The organism is Klebsiella sp. C349492 (genome assembly GCF_042055345.1).
GTDB lineage: Bacteria > Pseudomonadota > Gammaproteobacteria > Enterobacterales > Enterobacteriaceae > Klebsiella > Klebsiella scottii.
The window spans coordinates 448475-471193 of record NZ_JANQCE010000002.1 but is presented as its reverse complement, the minus strand read 5'-3'; the positions used below and the strand labels follow the sequence as shown (position 1 = coordinate 471193).

Annotated in this window: 21 protein-coding genes and 1 pseudogene; 12 read left to right on the top strand and 10 right to left on the bottom strand. The window is 61.2% G+C overall.

All coding sequences use genetic code 11. The features are described 5' to 3' along the window. The first annotated feature begins 39 nt into the window (after positions 1–39). From NWP14_RS09880 to NWP14_RS09860, 5 genes are all read left to right on the top strand, one after another. Positions 40–660 carry a DUF2291 family protein gene (locus NWP14_RS09880; protein ID WP_095094861.1) on the top strand — a complete coding sequence of 207 codons (621 nt, stop codon included), beginning with the start codon at positions 40–42 and terminating at the stop codon, positions 658–660. 1 nt (position 661) lies between these two features. Further along, positions 662–2206, top strand: a complete 1545-nt coding sequence (locus NWP14_RS09875) for a sugar ABC transporter ATP-binding protein (RefSeq protein WP_095094859.1) — start codon at positions 662–664, stop codon at positions 2204–2206. 17 nt (positions 2207–2223) lie between these two features. Beyond that, positions 2224–3291: an ABC transporter permease gene (locus NWP14_RS09870; protein WP_095094857.1), complete on the top strand. Its 1068-nt coding sequence runs from the start codon at positions 2224–2226 to the stop codon at positions 3289–3291. A gap of 66 nt (positions 3292–3357) precedes the next feature. After that, complete coding sequence (locus NWP14_RS09865) at positions 3358–4155, top strand: SDR family oxidoreductase (protein ID WP_375215264.1); 798 nt, start codon at positions 3358–3360, stop codon at positions 4153–4155. 117 nt (positions 4156–4272) lie between these two features. Beyond that, complete coding sequence (locus tag NWP14_RS09860; protein WP_375215263.1) at positions 4273–5058, top strand: SDR family oxidoreductase; 786 nt, start codon at positions 4273–4275, stop codon at positions 5056–5058. Positions 5059–5126: 68 nt separating this feature from the next. Here NWP14_RS09860 and NWP14_RS09855 read toward each other — a convergent pair. After that, positions 5127–5840 (bottom strand): annotated as a pseudogene (locus NWP14_RS09855) (GNAT family N-acetyltransferase). Positions 5841–6050: 210 nt separating this feature from the next. On the opposite strand from NWP14_RS09855, the gene NWP14_RS09850 reads away from it, so the two are divergent. The 5 genes from NWP14_RS09850 (at position 6051) to NWP14_RS09830 (ending at position 11114) form a co-directional block, all read left to right on the top strand. Continuing rightward, positions 6051–7619 carry an ABC transporter substrate-binding protein gene (locus tag NWP14_RS09850; protein ID WP_375215262.1) on the top strand — a complete coding sequence of 523 codons (1569 nt, stop codon included), beginning with the start codon at positions 6051–6053 and terminating at the stop codon, positions 7617–7619. Positions 7620–7711: 92 nt separating this feature from the next. Beyond that, positions 7712–8761: an ABC transporter permease gene (locus NWP14_RS09845; RefSeq protein WP_223261743.1), complete on the top strand. Its 1050-nt coding sequence runs from the start codon at positions 7712–7714 to the stop codon at positions 8759–8761. Beyond that, positions 8761–9594, top strand: a complete 834-nt coding sequence (locus NWP14_RS09840; protein ID WP_095094847.1) for an ABC transporter permease — start codon at positions 8761–8763, stop codon at positions 9592–9594. Before NWP14_RS09845 ends, NWP14_RS09840 begins: the two co-directional genes overlap by 1 nt. Further along, entirely contained in the window at positions 9587–10423 is an 837-nt protein-coding gene (locus NWP14_RS09835) for an ABC transporter ATP-binding protein (RefSeq protein ID WP_331850589.1), read from the top strand. The genes NWP14_RS09840 and NWP14_RS09835 overlap by 8 nt, the downstream gene beginning before the upstream one ends. Further along, positions 10410–11114, top strand: a complete 705-nt coding sequence (locus NWP14_RS09830; protein WP_375215261.1) for an ABC transporter ATP-binding protein — start codon at positions 10410–10412, stop codon at positions 11112–11114. Before NWP14_RS09835 ends, NWP14_RS09830 begins: the two co-directional genes overlap by 14 nt. Before the next feature lie 65 nt (positions 11115–11179). Here the strand turns inward: NWP14_RS09830 and NWP14_RS09825 are convergent, their stop codons facing one another. Then, a complete protein-coding gene (locus tag NWP14_RS09825; protein WP_095094841.1) occupies positions 11180–12517 on the bottom strand; it encodes an aspartate aminotransferase family protein in 1338 nt (445 codons plus the stop codon). A gap of 180 nt (positions 12518–12697) precedes the next feature. Here NWP14_RS09825 and NWP14_RS09820 point away from each other — a divergent pair, with 180 nt between their 5' ends. Next, positions 12698–13462: an SDR family NAD(P)-dependent oxidoreductase gene (locus NWP14_RS09820; RefSeq protein WP_375215260.1), complete on the top strand. Its 765-nt coding sequence runs from the start codon at positions 12698–12700 to the stop codon at positions 13460–13462. Between the two features lie 50 nt (positions 13463–13512). Here the strand turns inward: NWP14_RS09820 and NWP14_RS09815 are convergent, their stop codons facing one another. From NWP14_RS09815 to NWP14_RS09800, 4 genes are read right to left on the bottom strand one after another with little or no spacing between them, the layout of a single operon-like run. Continuing rightward, positions 13513–14274, bottom strand: coding sequence for an amino acid ABC transporter ATP-binding protein (locus NWP14_RS09815; RefSeq protein WP_095094837.1), 762 nt, complete (start codon positions 14272–14274; stop codon positions 13513–13515). Further along, the gene (locus NWP14_RS09810; RefSeq protein WP_375215259.1) at positions 14267–14932 is read right to left on the bottom strand and encodes an amino acid ABC transporter permease; all 666 of its coding nucleotides are present in this window, start codon (positions 14930–14932) and stop codon (positions 14267–14269) included. The genes NWP14_RS09815 and NWP14_RS09810 overlap by 8 nt, the downstream gene beginning before the upstream one ends. 13 nt (positions 14933–14945) lie before the next feature. Then, positions 14946–15587, bottom strand: coding sequence for an amino acid ABC transporter permease (locus NWP14_RS09805; RefSeq protein ID WP_095094833.1), 642 nt, complete (start codon positions 15585–15587; stop codon positions 14946–14948). Positions 15588–15634: 47 nt separating this feature from the next. Further along, on the bottom strand, positions 15635–16486 hold the full coding sequence (locus tag NWP14_RS09800; protein ID WP_095094831.1) for a transporter substrate-binding domain-containing protein: 852 nt from the start codon (positions 16484–16486) through the stop codon (positions 15635–15637). 232 nt (positions 16487–16718) lie between these two features. On the opposite strand from NWP14_RS09800, the gene NWP14_RS09795 reads away from it, so the two are divergent. Further along, complete coding sequence (locus NWP14_RS09795) at positions 16719–18185, top strand: PLP-dependent aminotransferase family protein (RefSeq protein ID WP_375215258.1); 1467 nt, start codon at positions 16719–16721, stop codon at positions 18183–18185. Between the two features lie 28 nt (positions 18186–18213). On the opposite strand, the gene NWP14_RS09790 is transcribed toward NWP14_RS09795, so the two are convergent. Genes NWP14_RS09790 through NWP14_RS09775 form a run of 4 tightly spaced genes read right to left on the bottom strand, consistent with a single transcriptional unit; the run spans position 18214 to position 22718 of the window. Continuing rightward, entirely contained in the window at positions 18214–19482 is a 1269-nt protein-coding gene (locus NWP14_RS09790) for a Zn-dependent hydrolase (RefSeq protein WP_375215257.1), read from the bottom strand. Then, complete coding sequence (locus tag NWP14_RS09785) at positions 19472–20656, bottom strand: amidase (RefSeq protein ID WP_375215256.1); 1185 nt, start codon at positions 20654–20656, stop codon at positions 19472–19474. The genes NWP14_RS09790 and NWP14_RS09785 overlap by 11 nt, the downstream gene beginning before the upstream one ends. Before the next feature lie 18 nt (positions 20657–20674). After that, positions 20675–21685, bottom strand: coding sequence for an ABC transporter ATP-binding protein (locus NWP14_RS09780; protein WP_095094823.1), 1011 nt, complete (start codon positions 21683–21685; stop codon positions 20675–20677). Then, positions 21675–22718 carry an ABC transporter ATP-binding protein gene (locus tag NWP14_RS09775; RefSeq protein ID WP_095094821.1) on the bottom strand — a complete coding sequence of 348 codons (1044 nt, stop codon included), beginning with the start codon at positions 22716–22718 and terminating at the stop codon, positions 21675–21677. Before NWP14_RS09775 ends, NWP14_RS09780 begins: the two co-directional genes overlap by 11 nt. Between the last annotated feature and the right edge of the window lies 1 nt (position 22719).

The window sequence follows — 22719 nt, the reverse complement described above, 5'->3', positions numbered from 1 at the left end:
GGGTTGTTGCGCCCCTTCGGGGGCGCGTAGGAGAGTGATATGTACAAAAAAACCTGGCTGGCACTGGCCGTTCTTGCTCTCGGGGGCTGTCGTATCGTCTCCCAGCAGGAGCTGGCCGATCTTAAATCCCCGCCCAATCCGCACATGGCAAATATCGATCAAACGTGGCAGAACAAAATCGTGCCGCAGGTTGTGGCGCAGGCCCGCCCGGTCAGCGAACTGATGGCCGCACTGCGCGCGGCTAAAGATTTCGATAGCGCCTGTCAGGCTCTGGGCTATCGCGCCCAGGAGGAGAATCCCTGCATTTTTTACGTCAAAGTAGCAGGTAAAATCACCGGGATCGACTCAGCCTCCCGCAGCGGAAAAATGACGGTCGAAGATAGCGCCGGCGGCCCGGCTGTCGTGCAAATTGGCCCGACGCTTCGCGGCACCCAGCTGCGGGATGGCTATAAAGGCGCCAGCTATCAGGATTTTAATGACCAGGTACTGTTTGGCGAATACGGCCGGGCCATTAATGAACAGGCGGTGAAAATGATCCAGGCCGCGCAGGTGAAAAGCGGCGAAATGACCCAGGTATACGGCGTCTTCTCCGCCTGGGATATTCCGCAGACGCTACCCGACATTACGCCAGCAAAAATCGAACGTTCCGGAGGACAATAAGATGCCGTCGCAACCTATCGTCGCTCCCCAACCAGTCGAATCTGAAGTTATTATCGAAACGCGCGAGCTGTCGCGGGTTTATCCGGGCGTTATTGCCTTAGATAATGTCAATTACCGGGTATATCGAAATAAAGTAAACGTTCTGATCGGAGAAAATGGTGCGGGTAAATCCACCATGATGAAAATGCTTGCCGGTGTCGAAACGCCCTCCTCCGGACAGATTATTCTCGACGGTGCCGAAGTGTCATTAAGCTCCACTCATCAGGCGGAAAGTCAGGGCATTAGCATTATTTTCCAGGAGCTCAATTTATTCCCCAATATGAACGTCATGGATAATATTTTCATGGCGAACGAATTTTTCCAGAAAGGCCGGATTAACGAAAAATATCAGTATGAACTGGCGAAATCGCTGCTGGAAAGACTGGAGCTTGATGTCGATCCCTACACCCCGCTGGGAGAGCTGGGGATCGGCCATCAGCAGCTGGTGGAAATCGCGCGCGCGCTCTCAAAGGACACCCGGGTCCTGATCATGGATGAGCCCACTTCAGCGCTCAGCCAGTCGGAAGTTAAGGTCCTGTTTAACGTCATTGAGCAGCTAAAACGACGCGGCGTCACCATTATTTATATCTCCCATCGCCTGGAAGAGCTGATGGAGATTGGCGACCACATCACTATTTTCCGCGATGGCCGCTTTATCAGCGAACGCACCGTCAGCGATGCCAGCATTCCCTGGATCATTGAGCAGATGGTCGGGGATAAGAAAAAGCACTTCGACTATCAGCCGGCCCCGCAGGGCGAGGCGGTTCTTGCCGTCGAGGGCCTGACCGCGCTGCATCACAGCGGCGGCTACAAGCTTAATGACGTGACCTTCACGCTGAATAAAGGCGAGGTCATCGGCATCTATGGCCTGCTGGGCGCCGGGCGCACCGAGCTGTTTAAGGGCCTGATCGGATTGATGACCTGCCAGACCGGCAGCATCCATCTCAACGGGGAGAATATCGGCAAAGCCCACTTTCAAACCCGCTTAAAAAAGGGTCTGGCGCTGGTACCAGAAGACCGCCAGGGCGAAGGCGTGGTGCAGATGATGTCCATTCAATCCAACATGACGCTCTCTGACTTTAGCCTGCAGGGCTTTCGCCGGGCGTGGAAGTGGCTGAATCCGCAGAAAGAGAGCGCCAGCGTGAAGGAGATGATCCGCCAGCTCGCCATCAAGGTCAGCGACCCCGAGCTGCCCATTACCTCCCTGAGCGGCGGCAACCAGCAGAAAGTCGTGCTGGGTAAAGCGCTTATGACGCAGCCACAGGTGGTGTTTCTCGATGAACCCACCCGCGGGATTGACGTCGGTGCCAAAACGGACGTCTATCACCTGATTGGCAAAATGGCGCATCAGGGGCTGGCCGTCATGTTCTCCTCCTCGGAACTGGATGAAGTGATGGCCCTGGCCGACCGCATTCTGGTGATGGCCGATGGCCGTATTACCGCCGATTTACCGCGCCATGCGGTTACCCGCGAAAAGCTCATCGCGGCTTCAACACCCCAAGATTAATCAGGCTGGAATCCATCATGAACCAGAAATATATGATTTATATGTACCTGCTGAAGGCCAGAACGTTTATCGCTCTGCTGCTGGTAATTGCATTCTTCAGCGTGATGGTACCGAATTTCCTGACCACCTCTAACCTGCTGATTATGACCCAGCACGTGGCGATTACCGGCCTGCTGGCCATTGGGATGACGCTGGTGATCCTTACCGGCGGTATCGACCTCTCGGTCGGGGCCGTCGCCGGGATCTGCGGCATGGTCGCCGGCGCGCTGCTGACCAACGGGCTGCCGCTATGGAACGGCAGCGTGATCTTCTTCAACGTGCCTGAAGTGATCCTCTGCGTGGCCATTTTTGGCATCCTGGTCGGCTTTATTAACGGCGCCGTAATCACCCGCTTTGGCGTCGCTCCCTTTATCTGCACGCTCGGGATGATGTACGTCGCCAGGGGTTCTGCGCTGCTGTTTAATGACGGCAGCACCTACCCTAACCTCAACGGCATGGAAGCGCTGGGAAATACCGGTTTCTCGATCCTCGGTTCCGGCACCGTGCTCGGCATTTATCTGCCCATCTGGCTGATGATCGCCTTCCTTGTGCTCGGCTACTGGCTGACGACAAAAACGCCGCTCGGTCGCTACATCTACGCGATCGGCGGCAACGAGTCCGCTGCCCGCCTCGCCGGGGTGCCCATCGTGAAAGCGAAGATCTTCGTCTACGCCTTCTCCGGCCTCTGCGCGGCGTTCGTTGGGCTGATCGTTGCTTCTCAGCTGCAAACCGCCCACCCGATGACCGGCAATATGTTTGAAATGGACGCCATCGGCGCCACCGTGCTTGGCGGCACGGCGCTGGCAGGCGGCCGAGGCCGGGTCACAGGCTCCATTATTGGCGCCTTCGTTATCGTGTTCCTCGCCGACGGCATGGTCATGATGGGCGTCAGCGATTTCTGGCAGATGGTCATTAAAGGCGTGGTGATTGTAACCGCCGTCGTCGTTGACCAGTTCCAGCAAAAACTACAGAACAAAGTCATCCTGATGCGTCGTCATGAAGAAAAGCAGACCACCGCGCTGCCTGGCGGCGCTGCCTCCAGCTAATACGCCGACAGACAACGATCATTGCGCCGGGCGTACACCGCCCGGCCTCGCTAAAGGGAAAATAATATGAACAGAAATTTTCACAACAAAACGATTGTTATTACCGGAGCCTGTCGCGGCATTGGCGCGGGGATCGCCGAGCGCTTTGCGCGCGATGGCGCCAGGCTGGTGATGGTCTCTAACGCCGCTCGCGTTCATGAAACCGCGGAAACCCTGCGTCAGCGCTACCAGGCGGACATTTTGTCACTGGAGGTCGACGTGACCAACGAAGCCCAGGTTCAGTCTCTTTATGAACAGGCCGCCGCGCGTTTCGGCACCATTGACGTCTCCATTCAAAATGCCGGGGTGATCACTATCGACTACTTCGACCGTATGCCAAAGGCTGATTTTGAGAAGGTGCTGGCGGTGAACACCACCGGCGTCTGGCTGTGCTGCCGCGAAGCGGCTAAATACATGGTCAAGCAAAACCACGGCAGCCTGATTAATACCTCTTCGGGCCAGGGCCGCCAGGGCTTTATCTATACCCCGCACTACGCCGCCAGCAAGATGGGCGTTATCGGGATCACCCAAAGCCTGGCCCATGAACTGGCGCCGTGGAATATCACCGTTAACGCCTTCTGCCCCGGGATCATCGAGAGCGAAATGTGGGACTACAACGACCGCGTGTGGGGGGAAGTCCTCAGCAGCGATCGGAAACGCTACGCCAAAGGCGAGCTGATGGCCGAGTGGGTTGAAGGTATTCCGATGAAGCGCGCGGGGAAACCGGAGGATGTCGCCGGGCTGGTGGCGTTTCTCGCCTCCGACGACGCGCGCTACCTCACCGGACAAACGATTAACATCGACGGCGGCCTGATTATGTCCTGATGCCCCTCAGGGGGATTATCGGGCAGCGCCGTTCAGCGATGGTTCATAACAGATAGCCCGGAGGCCGCGCGTTGCGCCGCTCCGGGCTACGGGACATTCATTAAAAGAGTGATAACTATGATCGCAAAAGATTTTGCTCAACAGCTGTTTAATCTGCAGGGACGCGTCGCTTTCGTAACCGGCGCGGGCAGCGGGATCGGCCAGACCATTGCTTACGGACTTGCCAGCGCGGGTGCGCGGGTCGTGTGCTTCGATCTGCGGGAAGACGGCGGCCTCACTGATACCGTGAATCATATCGAAGCCATCGGCGGGCAGGCCTGCCTGTACACCGGGGACGTACGCCAGCTCAGCGATCTCCGCGCGGCCGTAGCGCTGGCGAAAAGCCGCTTCGGACGCCTGGATATCGCCGTTAACGCCGCCGGTATCGCCAACGCCAACCCGGCCCTGGAGATGGAAACCGAGCAGTGGCAGCGCGTGATTGATATCAACCTCACCGGGGTGTGGAACTCCTGTAAAGCCGAGGCGGAGCTGATGCTGGAATCCGGCGGCGGCTCGATCATTAATATCGCCTCCATGTCCGGCATTATCGTTAACCGCGGCCTTGAGCAGGCGCATTACAACAGCTCTAAAGCGGGCGTCATCCATCTGTCCAAAAGCCTGGCGATGGAGTGGGTCGGTAAAGGGATCCGCGTGAACTCCATCAGCCCCGGCTATACCGCCACGCCGATGAACACCCGTCCGGAAATGGTCCATCAGACCCGCGAATTCGAAAGCCAGACGCCGGTTCAGAGGATGGCGAAAGTTGAGGAGATGGCGGGCCCGGCGCTGTTCCTCGCCAGCGACGCCGCGTCATTCTGCACCGGCGTCGACCTGGTGGTCGACGGTGGATTTATCTGCTGGTAAACCGCGCCGCCTCTTCGACCGCGTCAGTCCTTTGACGCGGCCAGCTACGCGCCTCCCCCTCCGGTTATTCAGGCGGGGGAGATTGCTTCCCTGAACTCATCCAGCCGCTTTATCTGCCGCCCCTGGGCATCAAAATTGTCCGCCGCCAGCCACGCCCGCAGTTCGGCGTCGCGCTGCGGCCATTCGCCATCGATAATCGACAGCATGTCGCTGTCGCGGCTGCGCGCCTTGCGCACCATCTTCTGGCGCAGGCGCCCCTCCCAGGTAAAGCCCAGCCGCTCGGCGGCCCGCCGGGAGGCGATATTCATCGAGTCGCACTTCCACTCCAGACGCCGGTAGCCGGCTGCGAACGCGTACTTCAGCAGCAGCCAAACCGCCTCGGTTCCCAGCGGGGTATTTTTCATCTTTCGCGACCAGGTGACGTGGCCGATTTCGACCGAGCCCATAGCCTGTTCAATCGCCATAAAGCTCACCAGCCCCACCGCCTGACCGGAGCCGAGATCGATAACCGCAAAGGGGACCAGCGCGTCGTCGCCAACTTTACCTGCCACCCAGTGCGCCGTGGCCTCCACGGTTTCGGGGCGTGTGCTGGCAAGCTAGGTCCAGTCGCTGCCGTCGCCCAGCGCGTAGGCGGCAAACAGATCGGCGGCGTGTCGCCGGGTATCCAGCGGTTCAAGCCGGCAATAGCGTCCCGTTAACGCGCTTCGCTTTAGCACGCTGGCGCCCTGCCAGCCAACGACCACATCGTTCACCTGCTGGCCATACTGATTGATTTCCGGCATCTTTAAGTTCCGTTAAATTGTGATCAAATCGTTATATCAAGAAGCACAACGCGCAGAAAGACGACCGCGTTATTTTTCACTCATAGCCCGATGATATTGATTATGCTTTTTAAGCATAAGCTTATCCGCATTTTGACTTTACGCCTTTCATGAAGGGGCCTAATTTAGCGACACATAAATAATCAAAACATCATTTTTCAGGGATTGCTCATGACTAAAAAACTGCTGTCATTACTGGTGCTGACCGCGCTATCCGCCGCCGTCCATGCCGCCACGCCGCCAACTACCCTGGTCGTTGCCCAAGGCCTCGACGACATCGTCAGCCTCGACCCGGCGGAAGCCAACGAACTTTCCAGCATCCAGACGGTACCGAGCCTCTACCAGCGTCTGGTGCAGCCGGACCGCGACAACCCTGAAAAAATCACCCCTATTCTGGCAGAGAGCTGGCAGGCGGACCCGGCGGCGAAAACGCTGACCATTAAGCTCAAGCCCGAGGCGAAGTTCGCCTCCGGTAACCCGCTACGTCCGGAAGATGTTATTTTCTCCTACACCCGCGCGGTGACCCTGAATAAATCACCGGCCTTTATCCTCAACGTCCTCGGCTGGCAGGCGGACAACATTGCCGGCCAGCTGAAAAAGGTGGATGACCACACGCTGGCGCTGCACTGGACCGCCGAGGTGAGCCCGGCGGTGGCGCTGAATATTCTCTCCACGCCTATCGCCTCTATCGTCGATGAAAAGCTGGTGGCGCCGAATGCCAAAGATAACGATTTCGGCAACGGCTGGCTGAAGATGCACTCGGCGGGCAGCGGGGCCTTTAAAATGCGCGTTTACCAACCGCATCAGGCCATCGTGCTGGAGGCTAACGACAGCTCGCCCACCGGCGCGCCGAAGCTGAAAAGCATCATCATCAAAAACGTGCCCGATCCGGCCTCCCGCCGCCTGCTGATCCAGCAGGGTGACGCCGACGTGGCGCGCGATCTGGGCGCCGATCAGATTGCCGCCCTGCAGGGCAAGCCCGGCGTGAAGGTGCTGAGCATCCCGTCGGCGGAACAAAACTATCTGGCGTTTAACACCGGCAACACCGCCAACCCGCTGCTGAAAAACCCGGCGCTGTGGGAGGCCGCGCGCTGGCTGGTGGATTACGACGGCATCACGAAGGACCTGCTCAAAGGCCAGTATTTTGTCCATCAGAGCTTCCTGCCGGTCGGTCTGCCGGGGGCGCTGGACAACAATCCGTTTAAATTCGACCCGGCGAAAGCCAAAGCGATCCTCGCCAAAGCCGGAATTAAAGACGCCCACTTCACCCTCGATGTCGAAAACAAACCGCCGTTTATCACTATCGCCCAGTCCATGCAGGCCAGCTTCGCCCAGGGCGGCGTGAAGATCGATCTGCTGCCGGCGGCCGGTAGCCAGGTGTATGCCCGGGTGCGGGCGAAGCAGCATCAGGCGGCGATTCGCCTGTGGATCCCCGACTACTTCGATGCCCACTCCAACGCCAGCGCCTTTGCTTACAACGACGGGAAGTCGAGCACCGTGGCCGGTCTTAACGGCTGGCAAATCCCGGAGCTGAATAAAGCCACCCTCGCGGCGGTTGCCGAGCCGGATGCCGCCAAACGCCTCGGACTGTATAAACAGATGCAGGAAGAGCTGCAGCGCAGCTCGCCGTACGTGTTTGTCGATCAGGGAAAAACGCAGATTGTGGTCCGCGACAACGTGAAGGGTTACCAGCAGGGCCTGAACGCCGATATGGTCTGGTACGATCGGGTAAGCAAATAGCGATATTTTAGTCACCCGGAACCGGCGTTACGCCGCGGTCCGGGGATTTTACCCGCAACGGTTACACTGCACTCTTTACCTACGGAATAACCATGTCTGCTGTTTCACCCACCGGAGCGGAGCGGCGCGCAAAGCGCCCTCTGCTCGCGCTATTTCAGGGGCTGCTCACCCTGGCGCTAACTCTGCTCGGCCTGCTGCTGGTGACCTTCGCGCTCTCGGCGCTGTCGCCGGTTGACCGGGTTCTGCAAATCGTCGGCGACCACGCCAGCCAGTCCACCTACGATCAGGTACGCCACCAGCTCGGCCTTGACCGGCCGCTGCCGGTACAGTTCTGGCACTATCTCACCCGGCTCGCGCACGGCGATCTTGGCACCGCCAGCGCCACCGGTCAGCCGGTGCTTCACGACCTGCTCTCCACCTTCCCGGCGACGCTCGAACTGGCGACGCTGGCGCTGATTATTGGCGCCCTGCTTGGCGTCATTGCCGGCGTGCTCTGCGCCCGCTACGTCGGCTCGCCGTGGGACCTGGCGGTACGCACCTTTACCCTGCTCGGCAACTCGGTGCCGATTTTTTGGCTCGGCCTGCTGATGCTGGCGCTGTTCTACGCCAGGCTGCAGTGGACGCCTGGCCCGGGGCGGCTGGACGATATCTATCAGTACAGCGTCGAGCCGCGCACTGGATTTGCGCTGATTGACACCTGGCTGTCGGGTGACAAAGAGGCGTTTAAAAATGCCGTCGGCCACCTGCTGCTGCCGGTGCTGCTGCTGGCCTACTACTCGCTGGCCAGCATCACCCGCCTGACGCGATCCGCCTGCCTGAGCGAGATGAACAAAGAGTACATCCTGCTGGCGCGCGCCAAAGGGGCCAGCGAAATGACGATCCTGTTGCGCCACGTGCTGCCCAATATTCGCGGCACCCTGCTGACGGTGATCGCTCTGGCCTACACCGCCATGCTTGAAGGCGCGGTGCTCACCGAAACCGTCTTCTCATGGCCGGGAATTGGGCGCTATCTGACCACCGCGCTGTTTGCCGGCGACACCACGGCGATCATGGGCGGCACGCTGCTGATTGGCGCCAGCTTCGTCCTGATTAATAACCTCACCGACCTGCTGGTGCGGTTAACCGACCCGAGGGTACGCTGATGCCGACATGGCTGTTTTTGCGCCGCCTGCGCCGCTCCCCCGCCGCCTTCTGCGGGCTGGTGATTATTCTGCTGCTGGTGCTGGTGGCGCTGTTCGCGCCGTGGCTGGCGCCGCTGGACCCCAACTGGCAGGATGCCGCCGCCCGCCTGCAGGGGCCGGGAGCCCAACACTGGCTCGGCACCGACAGCTACGGCCGCGACCTGCTTTCGCGCCTGATCTATGGCGCCCGGCCGGCGCTAGGGCTGGTCGCGCTGGTCACCCTGATTACCCTTCCAGCCGGCCTGCTGGTGGGCATTCTCTCCGGCTACTACGGCGGCTGGCTGGAACGCGGACTGATGCGCTTTACCGACGTGGTGATGTCGATGCCGCGGCTGATTCTGGCCTTTGCCTTTGTCGCCATGCTCGGCCCGGGTCTGGTCAACGGCGCGCTGGCGCTGGCGCTCACCACCTGGCCGGCCTACGCCCGCCAGGCGCGGAGCGAAATTCAGCGCCTGCGCCATAGCGACTACCTGGCGGCGGCGGAAATGATGGGCATTCGCGGCTGGCGGCTGCTGATGGGCCATATTCTCCCGCTGTGCCTGCCTTCGGCCATCGTGCGCCTGGCGCTGGATCTGGCGGGCATTATCCTCGCCGCCGCCGGGCTGGGCTTTCTTGGCCTCGGCGCCCGCCCGCCGATGGCGGAATGGGGGGCGATGATCGCCGATGGAATGCAGGTGATTTTCGACCAATGGTGGATTGCCGCCGCGCCCGGGGCGGCGATCCTGATCGCCAGCCTGGCGTTTAACCTGCTGGGCGACGGCCTGCGCGACGTTCTGGAGCCGCAACATGACTGATATCCGACTCAACGTTCAGGGGCTCTCCATTGATTACCCCGGCGCCCGGGTGGTGAACGATTTAAGCTTTACGCTCGGCAACGAGCGCCTGGCGCTGGTTGGCGAATCGGGTTCCGGGAAATCGATGACCGCCCGCGCCCTGATGGGGCTGGTGCGCAGGCCGGGCGTGGTCAGCGCCGGCGCGCTCAACGTGCTGGGCCGCGACGCGCTAACCCTCAACAACCGCGGCTGGCGCGCGCTGCGCGGCAACGATATGGCTATGGTGCTGCAGGACCCGCGCTATGCGCTAAACCCGGTGCTCAGCATCCAGGCGCAGCTGGAGGAGGCGCTAACGCTCCACCAGCGCCTGAACCGCCGCCAGCGGCTGGAGGCGGTAAAAGCCGCCGTTGCCGCCGTGGGCCTCGATTTACCGGTGCTCGGCCGCTATCCGGGGGAGCTCTCCGGCGGCATGGGCCAGCGGGTGATGATTGCCCTGGCGCTGCTCAACAACCCGAAGGTGCTGATTGCCGATGAGCCAACCTCGGCCCTCGACGCCCGCCTGCGCAGCCAGATCCTCGAACTGCTGGTTGAACAGTGCGAGCAGCGGCAGATGGCGATGCTGCTGATCAGCCACGACCTGCCGCTGGTGGCCGAACACTGCCATCGGGTGCTGGTGATGTATCAGGGGGCGCAGGTCGACGAGATGGCGGCGCGCGACCTGCCTGCGGCCACCCACCCGTATACCCGCACGCTGTGGACCTGCCGTCCCGACGCGCAGACCTACGGCCGGATGCTGCCGACCCTCGACAGAAATCAATCCTTTACGGAGGCGGCGCATGACGGTCGTTAATCTCGCAGCGTTACAGGTTATTTTCGGCGATAAAACGGCGGTTTCTGCCGCCAGCTTTAGCGTTGACGCCGGGGAGACCTTCAGCCTGATCGGCGCTTCCGGCTGCGGAAAATCCACCATTTTGCGGGTACTCGGCGGCCTGCAGCGCGACTGGAGCGGCGACGTCGCGCTGTTCGGCAAAGCCATTACGCCGGGCGTTCGCTTTCAGGGCCAGCTGCGGCGCAACGTGCAGATGGTGTTTCAGGACCCGTACGCCTCGCTGCATCCAAACCATACCCTGTGGCGCACCCTCGCGGAGCCGCTGAAAATTCACGGCATCAGCGATATTGAGCAGCGGGTCACCACCGCGCTGGAGCAGGTAGGGCTGCCCGCCGATGCCGCGCGCCGCTATCCGCACCAGCTTTCCGGCGGCCAGCGCCAGCGCGTGGCGATTGCCCGCGCGCTGCTGCTGCGCCCGCAGATTCTGCTGCTGGATGAGCCGACGTCGGCGTTGGATATGTCGGTACAGGCGGAGATCCTCAACCTGCTGAACCGGCTGAAGCAGGAACACGGTATGACCTACCTGCTGGTCAGTCACGATGCGGACGTGGTTGCCCATATGTCGGACCGGGCGGCGTTTATGGCGGAAGGGGCGATCCAGCGCTTCTTCAACCGCGAAGCGCTGGTCAACGGCGAGCATCGGATGAGCTGAGGTTGTCGATCCGCAGGCCGCCCCGGCGTAAATGCCCAATCCGGGAGGCGGCCGCGGCGCGTGTTCTACTTCGCCAGATCGGCAAACCGGGCGAACACCGCGTCAAAAATAGCCAGCCCTTTTTCGACCTGCTCGGCGCTGATGGTGCAGGGCGGTACCACGTGGATCCGGTTTTCCACCACGAAGGCCAGCAGTCCGGCCTCGGTTAATGCGCCCTTAATCGCCGCCATATCGGAGGCGGCCAGCGGCGTTTTCTGCGCGCGGCTGCTGACCAGCTCCAGCGCCTGGAACAGCCCGCGCCCGCGCACGTCGCCGATGATAGCGTGCTTTTGCGCCAGCGCCTCCAGCCCCTGGCGCAGCACGCCGTTGCCAATCGTCGCCGCATTTTCGACGATCTTTTCCTCTTTCATCGCGTCGATAGTGGCCACAATGGCCGCCATCGCCAGCGGGTGGCCGGAGTAGGTCAGGCCGCCGGCAAAGAAATGATCGTCAAAGTGACGGGCTATCGGCTCGCTAATCAGCACGCCCCCCGCAGGCACGTAGCCGGCGTTAACCCCTTTGGCGAAGGTCACCAGATCCGGCACAACGCCATCCTGTTCAAAGGCGAACCAGCTGCCGGTGCGGCCAAAGCCGGCCATCACTTCATCAAGGATCAGCACGATGCCAAACTCGTCGGCCAGCGCCCGCACGCCCTGCATATAGCCATCCGGCGGCACGAGGATCCCGGCGGTGCCCGGAATAGACTCCAGCAGGATCGCGGCGATAGCGCCAGGGCCTTCGCACTCGATCATTCTGCGCAGGTGCGCCAGCGCGCGCTGGCACTCCTCCTCTTCGCTGGCGGCATTAAATTCGCTGCGATAGAGGTACGGGTTGAAGAAGTGAACGTGGCCGCGCGAATACTCGTTCGGCACCCGACGCCAGTCGCCGGTGGCGGCAATCGCGCTGCCGGTATTGCCATGATAGGAGCGGTAGGCGGACAGCACCTTATCGCGCCCGGTATACAGCCGCGCCATGCGGATCGCATTTTCGTTGGCGTCCGCGCCGGCGTTGGTGAAGAACACCTTGCTAAAGCCTTCCGGCGCCAGCTCAACGATGCGCTTCGCCGCTTCGCCGCGGGCGAGGTTAGCGGTAGCCGGCGCGATGGTCACCAGCTCCTCCAGCTGCGCCTTCATCGCCGCCAGCACCCGAGGATGCTGATAGCCGATATTGACGTTGACCAGCTGGCTGCTGAAATCAAGGTACGTTTTACCTTCGTAATCCCACAGCTCGCAGCCTTTGGCTCCGGCAATCACCAGCGGGTTCAAATTGCCCTGCATCGACCATGAGTGAAATACATAAGCGCGATCCAGTTGGCGTACGTCATCGTTGCTTACCGATACATCGTCTTGTAGTGCCAGCTTCATACCTTGCCCCTCTGATGGCGTTGTTGTTGTCCCTATCATTGGGCGCATTGCCGAAAAAGGGATAGAGCCAGTGCGCGGCAGACGATGTGACACGGTGTCACATCGCCGCATGACGACTGGCCCTGTGCGCGCCCGCCGCGGATTTTTATAGTGGGTGAACCAGGCACACAGGAGAATGAAATGACGACCAACAACGTGGTATTTATTACCGGGGCAACCTCGGGTTTTGGCGAAGCGGCGGCGCAGGTTTTTGCCGAGGCGGGCTGGTCGCTGGTGCTCAGCGGCCGCCGTCTGGCGCGGCTGGAGAAGCTGAAGGATGCGCTGAGCCAAAAGGTGCCGGTGCATATTATCGAGCTCGACGTGCGCGACAGCGACGCGGTGGAGGCGGCGGTGGCCGCGCTGCCGGCGGCCTTCGCCGATATCAAAACCTTGATTAACAACGCCGGGCTGGCGCTGGCGCCGCAGCCGGCGCAAAAGGTTGACCTGCAGGACTGGAAAACGATGATCGATACCAACGTCACCGGGCTGGTCAACGTCACCCACGCGCTGCTTCCGACGCTGATTAAGCACGGCGCCGGGGCCTCGATTATCAACATCGGCTCTATCGCCGGCCAGTGGCCCTATCCGGGCAGCCACGTCTACGGCGCGAGCAAAGCGTTCGTGAAGCAGTTCAGCTACAACCTGCGCTGCGACCTGCTGGGGACCGGGGTGCGGGTCACCGACCTCGCGCCGGGGATCGCCGAGACCGAATTCACCCTGGTACGCACCAAAGGTGACCAGGCGGCATCCGATAACCTCTATCGCGGCACCACGCCGCTGAGCGCGCAGGATATTGCCGGACAGATGTTCTATATCGCCACCCTGCCGGATCATATGAATATCAACCGCGTGGAGGTGATGCCGGTACGTCAGGCCTGGCAGCCGTTCGCCATCGATCGCGATTAAAACAGCGTATTGAACAGGCCCGGTCGGCCAGCCGACCGGGCTTTTTAGCGCTAGCGGCTGCTCTGCAAAAACTGCCGTACCCGCTCGGAGTCCGGATTAGTGAAGAACTTCTCCGGCGGCGCTTTCTCAATCAGCAGCCCTTTCTCAAGAAACACCACCTCATCGGATACCTGACGAGCAAAGTCCATCTCGTGGGTCACCACCACCATCGTGTAGCCCTCGGCCGCCAGCGCTTTCATCACCCCCAGCACTTCGTTGACCAGCTCAGGGTCCAGCGCCGAGGTGGGCTCATCGAAGAGAATCACTTCCGGCGACATGGCCAGCGAGCGGGCAATCGCCACCCGCTGCTTCTGCCCGCCTGACAGGGTGATCGGATAGACGTCCGCTTTGTGCGCCATGCCGACTTTCTCCAGCTGACGCAGGGCCATCTCATTGGCTTCGCCGCGCTTCATTCCCTTCACGTGCAGCAGGGCTTCGCTGACGTTCTGCTGCACGGTCAGGTGCGGCCACAGGTTAAAGCTCTGGAATACCATGCCCACCCGCTCTCGCACCTTTGACAGCTGGCGGTGGGACATGGCCCGGCCGCTGCGTTCATCAACCCCGAGGCGCAGGCCGCCGATATGGATCTCGCCGCGATCCGGCTGCTCCAGCCAGTTCATGCAGCGCAGCAGCGTCGATTTTCCGGACCCCGACGACCCCAGAATGCTGACCACCGTGCCTTTTTCAACCGTCAGGTTGATGTCGCGGAGCACTTCAATATTATCGAACTGTTTGGAGACGTTTTTAATGCTGACAGCGGTTGAATCAGGCATGGCTCATTCCTCTTTTCGCTCCCCAGGCGCTCAGCCGCTTAACAAGCAGCTCCAGCAGAATGCCGATCGCCCAGTAGAGCGCAATGGCGACGATAAACGCGTTAAACGGGATAAAATAGGTCGCCTGGACGCTGTTAGCGGCGGCGGTAATTTCCTGGACGGTGATAATGCTCAGAAACGCGGTATCTTTCAGGCAAATAATCAGCTGGTTGCCCATCAGCGGCAGCGATGATGAAACGATATTGGGCAGAATAATGCGGATAAATATTTTGTAGCGCGAAAAGCCCTGGGCCACCGCCGCCTCAATATAGCCGCTGGAGAAGACCCGCCGCTGGCTGCGCAGTATTTCAAAGAAATAGGCGCCATGATAAATAATCAGAGCCACCAGCCCTGCCGTCCAGGCCTCCAGGCTGATACCGATTTCGGGCAGTCCGTAATAAAGCAGATACGCGAGAATTAAAAAAGGAATGGCCCGCATCAGGCTGACGAAGCCGATAATGAGCCGGTTAAGGAACTTCTTCTGATATTCGGTGAGATAGCACAGCATAATCCCGATAAATAAACCGGCCAGCGCCGCGATGATAAATAGTTCAAGGGTGGCAAACAAACCGGCAATAAAGCTGTCGCGCACCGACCAGATAACGGCCCACTGATTCATAGGATCTCCTGTTTTAGCGCGCCAGGCGTTTAGCTTTGCGTTCCGCCATACTCTGCAGCTTCAGCAGCAGCCCGATAATGACCACATACAGCAGCCCCGCGGCGAGGATCGGCGATAAAGGTTCGTAGGTCACCGAGGAGATACGGTTTGTGACGCGGGTTAAGTCCACCACCCCAATCACCGCAATCGCCGGGCTGCCTTTGATCAGAAAGGACATTTCGTTAACCAGCGCCGGCAGGCTCTCGATCCACATTTGCGGCAGCATGATGTAGCGGAAGTAGGTCCAGCGCCGCATGCCGACGGATTCCGCGGCCTCGCGCTGCTCGCGGGGAAAGGTGCGAAACGCGTTGCGCCAGATCTCGGCGTTAAATGCCGAGGTATTCAGCGTCAGCGCCACGATTGCCGACAGGTTCTTATCGAGATTGATCCCCACCGTCGGTAGCGAAAGGAACAGAAACAGCACCAGCGTCACCAGCGGCGTGGCGCGGGCAAGGCTGATATAGACGACCAGCAGCTGATCGATAAGCGGAATTCGCAGCATCCGTACCAGCGCGATCAGCAGGCCAATCACCACCCCGAGGGCGATGGCGATAGCCGAAATCCAGAGGGTCGTCCACGCGCCTTCAATCAATAACTGCCAGGAAATTGCATCCATGTGGCCCTCCTTCGCATCAACAGGCGGCGGTTGCCCGCCGCGACGTGTTACAGACCCGCCAGCTTATGGAACTGCTCAGGGCTGGTTATCGCCTCCGTCGGGAGGTTGTCGTAGGTTTCACCAAACCATTTTTTCTGCAGCTCTGCGAGGCGGCCAGTTTCTCGCATATGGTTGATAAATTTGGTCATATAGGCCAAAAGCTGCGGTGAGTTTTTAGGAATAGGCCACGCCATATAGCCCGGACCGGAAACCGCCAGCCCTTTGGCAAAAACCTTGGGCTTAGACTTCGCCAGGTCGTTCACCGAAATCACCACGTTAATCACGTAATCAAGGCGCTTGTTGGCAAGATCCGCGTAGGCTTCCGGGTAAGAGGGATACTCCACCACCGGCCCGAGCTTGCCGCCGGTTTTCTCCAGCATCGCTTTCAGCTCCGGCAGCCGCGCCAGCAGCGCGCTGCCGGCCTGCAGGCCAACCTTTTTGCCGCTAAGCGCGGCGATGGTATCGAGGGAGTTATCCCCGGCGCGTTTCACGAAATAGTGCTGCGCCGATGCCCACGGCGGAGTGAAGTCAAACACCTTCAGCCGGTCGTCGGTAATCACCGCGCCGGTGAGGGCCATATCGTACTGGCCGGTTGAGACCGCCGCTAGCAGGCCGGTCCACGGCAGGATGCTCTGGTCGACGTTGAATTTCGCATATTTACGCAATTCATCGAGCATATCTTTGTTAAAACCATCTGCCTGGCCATTATTCATAAAGTTAAAAGGCGCGTAATCATCTTCGGTCGCGACTTTCAGGGTGCCCGCTTTTTCGATTGCCGGAAGATCGGCGGCGGCTGCGTGATAAGAAAAGGCCATTGCCATAACGGCGCCCAGACAAACTGAACCCAATGATTTGTTCATCAATCTACCCCTCATTAATTCGCCAGACTGGTTCACTCCGGAACACGGAAAGGTTTTGCAAAATATGTGCCGACGGACGTTCCGGTCCACGACCGATAGATGGTTTCTTACTGTATGGAGCGTTTTCAATTTCTCCATAGAGCCAGATTCGCCGCGTAGATGTGTCAGTCATTTTCAGGGTGGTATGGAGTTTGCAACATGCCCGATACCGTTTTTGCGTAAGGAGCTGAGCATGATCCGTCACCTTTTACACGTCGATTTCGACCCGCATCGCGGGCTGCAGGAACAGGTACGAGAGACGCTGATTAACGCCATTCTGAGCGGTATCTTCGCCGCCGATACCCCGCTCCCCTCCTGCCGCCAGCTGGCCAGCCAGCTGCGGGTCTCGCGCAATACCACGGCCCTGGTTTTTGAAAGCCTGGTCAACGAAGGCTATCTCATCAGCCGGCCGCGCAGCGGGTTCTATCTGCACCCGGATTATCCGCAGCCCACCGCCGGCGCCGCCGTTCACAGTGCACCGGAAGACGAGGCCGCTGCACCACGCTGGGGCACCCGGCTGCAGATGACGCCCAGCCAGCAGGAGTCGATCCTCAAACCCGCCGGCTGGATGAACTACCGCTATCCGTTTATCTACGGCCAGCCGGATACCCGCCAGTTCCCGCTGGCGACCTGGCGCTCGGCGGCCAACTGGCTGCACGGCGGCGTGCGCGATCCGGCATGGGTTGTCGATCACGTTGACCAGGACGTGCCGATGCTGATTGAGCAAATCCGCACCCGGGTACTGCCGAAGCGCGGAATTGTGGCCGCTGCGGATGAAATCCTGATAACCCTCGGTTCGCAGAACGCGCTGTACCTGCTCACCCGTCTGCTGATGTCCTCCGCGACCCGGGTCGGCGTGGAGAATCCCTGCTTTCGCGAAGCGATTAATACTTTCCTGCTGGCGGATGCCGACATCGTGCCGCATCCGGTGGATGACGAAGGGATTGTGCTCAACGACGCCCCCTGCGATTACTACTACGTGACTCCCGGCCACCAGGTCCCCACCGGCGTGGCGATGAGTAAGGCCCGGCGCAGCCAGCTGCTGGAGTACGCCGCGAGCCATGACGCGGTGATCGTTGAGGATGATTACGATTCGGAGAGTAACTTTATGCTCAACCCGCTGCCGGCGCTGAAGGCCAGCGATCGTAGCGGGCGCGTGGTGTACGTCAGCAGCCTGTCAAAAGCGCTGTCGCCGGGGCTGCGCCTGGGCTTTATGGTGGCCGACCCGGATCTTATCGACGAGGCGCGGGCGCTGCGGCGCCTGATCTATCGCCATCCGCCCACCAATATTCAGTATCAGATGGCGCACTTCCTCGCCCAGGGGCACTATGAAACGCACCTGCGGCGCTACCATTACGATTCGGCCCAGCGCTGGGATCGGCTCAATAGCGCCCTGCAGAACCATCTCCCGGACTGCCGGATCATACCCGGCAGCGAGTACGCCAACGCCTTTTGGCTGGCGACGCCGGAACATATCAATACCCAGCAGCTCACCTGGCGCGCCGCCCATGCGGGAGTGCTGATTGAGCCCGGCGCGCGCCATTTTCTCAGCGACGCTCCGCCGGATAACTTCTTTCGTATGGGGTTCCATGCCATCAACCCCGACGCCATCGAACAGGGGGTTGAGGTGCTGTGCGGCCAGCTGGAGCAGATGGGGTAGCCCGGCTAAGGGCTACCGTTGCGCAGGACTATACCGCCCGGGCGTATTGCAGCATCACCTGCAGCAGCACGTTAGCGCCGGCGGTGACGTGTTCCGGCGAGGCGTACTCGATTTCGTTATGGCTGATGCCGTCCTTGCAGGGGATAAAAATCATGCCGGTTGGCGCCAGATAGCTCATGTACACCGCATCATGCCCGGCGCCGGAGACGATCGCCCGGGCCGGATAGCCCAGCCGCTGCGCCGCTGCGGCAATCGCGGCCTGACAATCCGGATTGAACGGCGCGGCCGGATAGTGGCTGACCTCTTTCAGCGCCACCGCGAGGCCGCTCTCCTGTTCGACTTTGGCGATAAACTCCCGCAGCTGGCGGTCCATCTCATCCACCAGCTCGTCGCTGAGATTGCGCATATCAATAGAGAAGGTCACTTCGCCCGGCACCACGTTGCGGCTGTTCGGATACACCTGCACCCGGCCAACGGTCCCGCGCCCCTCTTCGCTGCGCCCGGCGATCGCCACCACCTCCTGCATAATGTGGGTTGCCACCTGCAGGGCGTCTTTTCGCAGGCGCATCGGCGTCGGCCCGGCGTGAGACTCCTGGCCGCTGACCACGCAGTCGTACCAGCGAATGCCCAGCACGCCCTGCACCACGCCAATCACCTTCTCTTCGGCTTCGAGGATCGGTCCCTGCTCAATATGCGCTTCAAAATAGGCGCCGACCGGCCGATCCCCCGGCGTCTGGCTGCCGATATAGCCAATTCGCGCCAGCTCTTCGCCCACCGTTTTCCCTTCCGCATCCTGCACGGCATAGATATCTTCCAGCGCAAACACGCCGGCAAAGACCCCGGAGCCCATCATCACCGGTACAAAGCGCGAGCCCTCCTCGTTGGTCCAGAACACCACCTCAATCGGCGCTTCGGTTTCGATATCGAGGTCGTTCAGCGTGCGCACCACCTCCAGCGCCGCCAGCACGCCGTAGTTGCCGTCAAACTTGCCGCCAGTGGGCTGGGTATCGATATGGCTGCCGGAAACGATCGGCGGCAGCTGAGGGTTGCGCCCTTCCCGGCGCATAAAAACGTTGCCGATTTTATCAACGGTGACGCTCAGCCCGGCCTCTTTCGCCCAGCCGATCACCAGATCCCGCCCCTGCCTGTCGAGATCGGTTAAGGTCAGACGACAGCAGCCGCCTTTCGGCGTCGCGCCAATCTCCGCCAGCGCCATTAACGAATCCCACAGCCGTTCGCCGTTGACCCGATCGGCGTCAACCCCGGCGACCGGGGTAAAAAGGACATCACTGCTCATTGTCTTCTCCTTGCACAAAAGCGGCGGCCAGCTCCACCAGCAGACGATCGCTGCCGCGCGGCCCCAGGAATGAAATACCCAGCGGCAGGCCGCCCACCAGGGCGACCGGCAGCGTCACCTGCGGGCGCCGGGTCATAACGGAAATCAGCAACAGATCGTGCGACAGGCGGCGCACCGCCTCAATTTCATCGGCCTGCGCCGTCAGCAGCGGCGCGCCGTCAGGCACCGTCGGCAGCACTAAGATGGCCTCGCCCAGCTGCCGATCCCACCAGGCGCTGAAGCGGGCCCGCTGCTGGCAGGCGCTGTCGAACTGCGCCGCCGTCACCGCTTTCCCCCACAGGAACCGCTCGCGCACGTCCGGCCCCAGCTGCAGCCCGTAGCGCTCAATCGTCTCTCCCTGCGCCTGCCAGGCTTCATAACCCTGAATCTGGCGGAAGGCGAGATAGATATCGTCGACGTCCGGCAGCGGCGCGCTAAGCGAGGCTATTTCGCCAAAAGCGCGGCTCAGGCGCTGGCGTACCGGCAGCAGCGCCTGCTGGCTGCGCAGCGGCAGGCGTGAAAACAGCGCCTCGTGGCAGGCCAGCCTGACGTCATCGACCGCCGGGCGCTCGCCGCCGAGCAGGCATCCGGCGACGACGCTAAAGACCTCCGCCGAACGGGCAAAGAAGCCGCAGGTGTCCATCGTGGCGCACAGCGGCTGGCAGCCGTCGAGGGAGATCCCCCCGTGGGTTGGCCGCAGGCCGAACAGCCCGCAGTAGCTCGCCGGCGTGCGTACCGAACCGCCGGTGTCGGTGCCGAGGGCAAAATCGCAGGCCGCACTGGAGACCGCCGAGGCCGAGCCCGAGGAGGAGCCGCCGGGAATATGATTCGGCGCCGCGCCGTTGCACGGGGTGCCGTAATGAACGTTGTGGCCGCTCATCGAATAGGCCAGCTCGCTGGTGTGGGTTTTGCCCATAAACCGCGCGCCGCTATCCAGCAGCGTCTGCACGACCGGCGCGGTGCGGCTTTTAATCCCGGAGAGCGCCAGCAGATGCGGATTACCGCCGCCGGTCGGGTAGCCCGCCACGTCGAACAGATCTTTTACCGCAAAGGTCATGCCGCTCAGCGGCCCGCTGTGCGCGTGCGGAACCGGGTGCGCCGGATAGGGCATAAACGCGCGAATATCATCCTGCATGCTTGTCTCCTTATTGCTTCAGGCGTACTGCGCCTGGTTCTCGACGCTGGCGGCCAGCTCCCGCCAGCGATGGCAGCTCACCACGTGACGCTGACCAACCTGCTCCGTCGCCGGCTGGCTTTGCCCGCAGACCGCCCTCGCATGGGGGCAGCGGTCGGCAAACGCGCAGCCCGCCGGCAGGCGCGCTAAGTCCGGCGGCGAGCCGGGGATGCAGCGCAGCGCATCGCCTTTTTTAAGCCCCTCTTTCGGGCGGCTGCCCAGCAGAACCTGGGTATAAGGGTGGCGCGGACGGTAGAGAATATCCTCCATCGACGCCTCTTCGACGATGCGCCCGGCGTACATCACCGCCACGCGGTCGGCAATTTCCACCGCGGCGCCGATGTCGTGGGTAACAAAGATAATCGACAGCCCGCGCTCCTTTTGCTGCTCGCGCAGCAGGATCAGGATCTGGATCTGCACCGTCGCGTCGAGGGCGGTGGTCGGTTCATCCGCCAGCAGCAGCTGCGGGTTGCACGACAGCGCGAGGGCGATCATCGCCCGCTGGCGCATCCCGCCGGACATCTCGTGCGGATAGGCATCCAGCCGCCGCTCGGGGCTCGGAATGCGCACCTGACGCAGCGCCTCCAGCGCCCGCTCCCTTGCCGCCGGGCGCGAAAGCCCTTCATGGCGGCGCAGGCCTTCGACGATCTGCTGGCCGACGGTATACACCGGATCGAAGGCCAGCAGCGGCTCCTGAAATATCATTGCGCAGCGCGCGCCGCGATAGCGCCGCAGCCGGGAAGCGCTCATCTCCAGCACCGCTTCGCCATCCACCCGCAGGGTTCCGGAAAGGACGCTGCTTTTGGGAGGATGCAGGCGCATCAGCGCTCTGAGGGTCACGCTTTTTCCGGAGCCGGACTCGCCAATCAGCGCCAGCACCTCGCCCTTTTGCACATCAAAAGAGACGCCGTTTACCGCATTGATCGTCTGACCATCGCGGCGGAATTCAACCCGCAGATCGCGGATATGGACAAAGGCTTCATGCGACATGGCGTACCTCCCGTACGGCGATAGCGTGATGCCAGGGCGACGCCGGCTGCGCCATCAGGCAGGCGCTTTGATGCCCCTCCCCCACGCTTTCGAGGGCGGGTTTCACCTCGGCGCAGACCGTTCTGGCGTGCGGGCAGCGGGTATGGAAGCGGCAGCCCGCTGGCGGTGAAATCGGGCTGGGCGGATCGCCGCTGAGCGGCGAGGTCAGGGTGCGATTTTTCGGGTCCATTGACGGCATCGAACTCAGCAGCGCCCGGGTATAGGGATGGGCCGAGGCGGTAAACAGCTGCTCCGCTGGCCCGATTTCCACCACCTCGCCGAGATACATCACCAGGATCCGATCCGACAGCCAGCGCACCACGTGCAGATCGTGGCTGATAAATACGTAGGTCAGCTCCAGCGTGCGCTTCAGCTCCTGCAACAGCTGCAGCACCTGCGCCTCCACCGATTTATCCAGCGCCGAGACCGCTTCGTCGAGGATCACCAGCCGCGGCTTCATCGCCAGCGCGCGGGCAATATTCACCCGCTGGCGCTGGCCGCCGGAAAGCTCGTGCGGATAGCGGTGGGCAAAGCGCCCCGGCTCAAGGCCAACGTGCGCCAGCAGATAGCGCGCGTACTCGCTGGCCTCCTTCGCGCTGACCCCGTGCACGCGCTGGCCGAAGGCAATGCTCTCCTCCATAGTCATCCGCGGGTTGAGCGAGGCGTAGCTATCCTGAAACACCATCTGCACCTGGCGACGGTACTCTTTCATCGGCAGGCGGGATGATCCCACCTCAAGTCCGTCGAAAACCAGCTCTCCGCGATCCTGGTTCAGGAGCTGCATTAGCAGCCGCGCGGTGGTTGATTTCCCGCAGCCCGACTCTCCGACGACGCCCAGCGTTTCGCCTTTGACCACCGTAAAGCTGACGTCATCCACCGCCTGCACCACTTCATGTCCCTTCCCGCCGCCGGCGCGAAAGTATTTCAACAGATTGTTGACCTGCAGCAGCGGCTGGGCCGGGCCGCCGAGGTCAATATTGACAAAAGGTTGCATC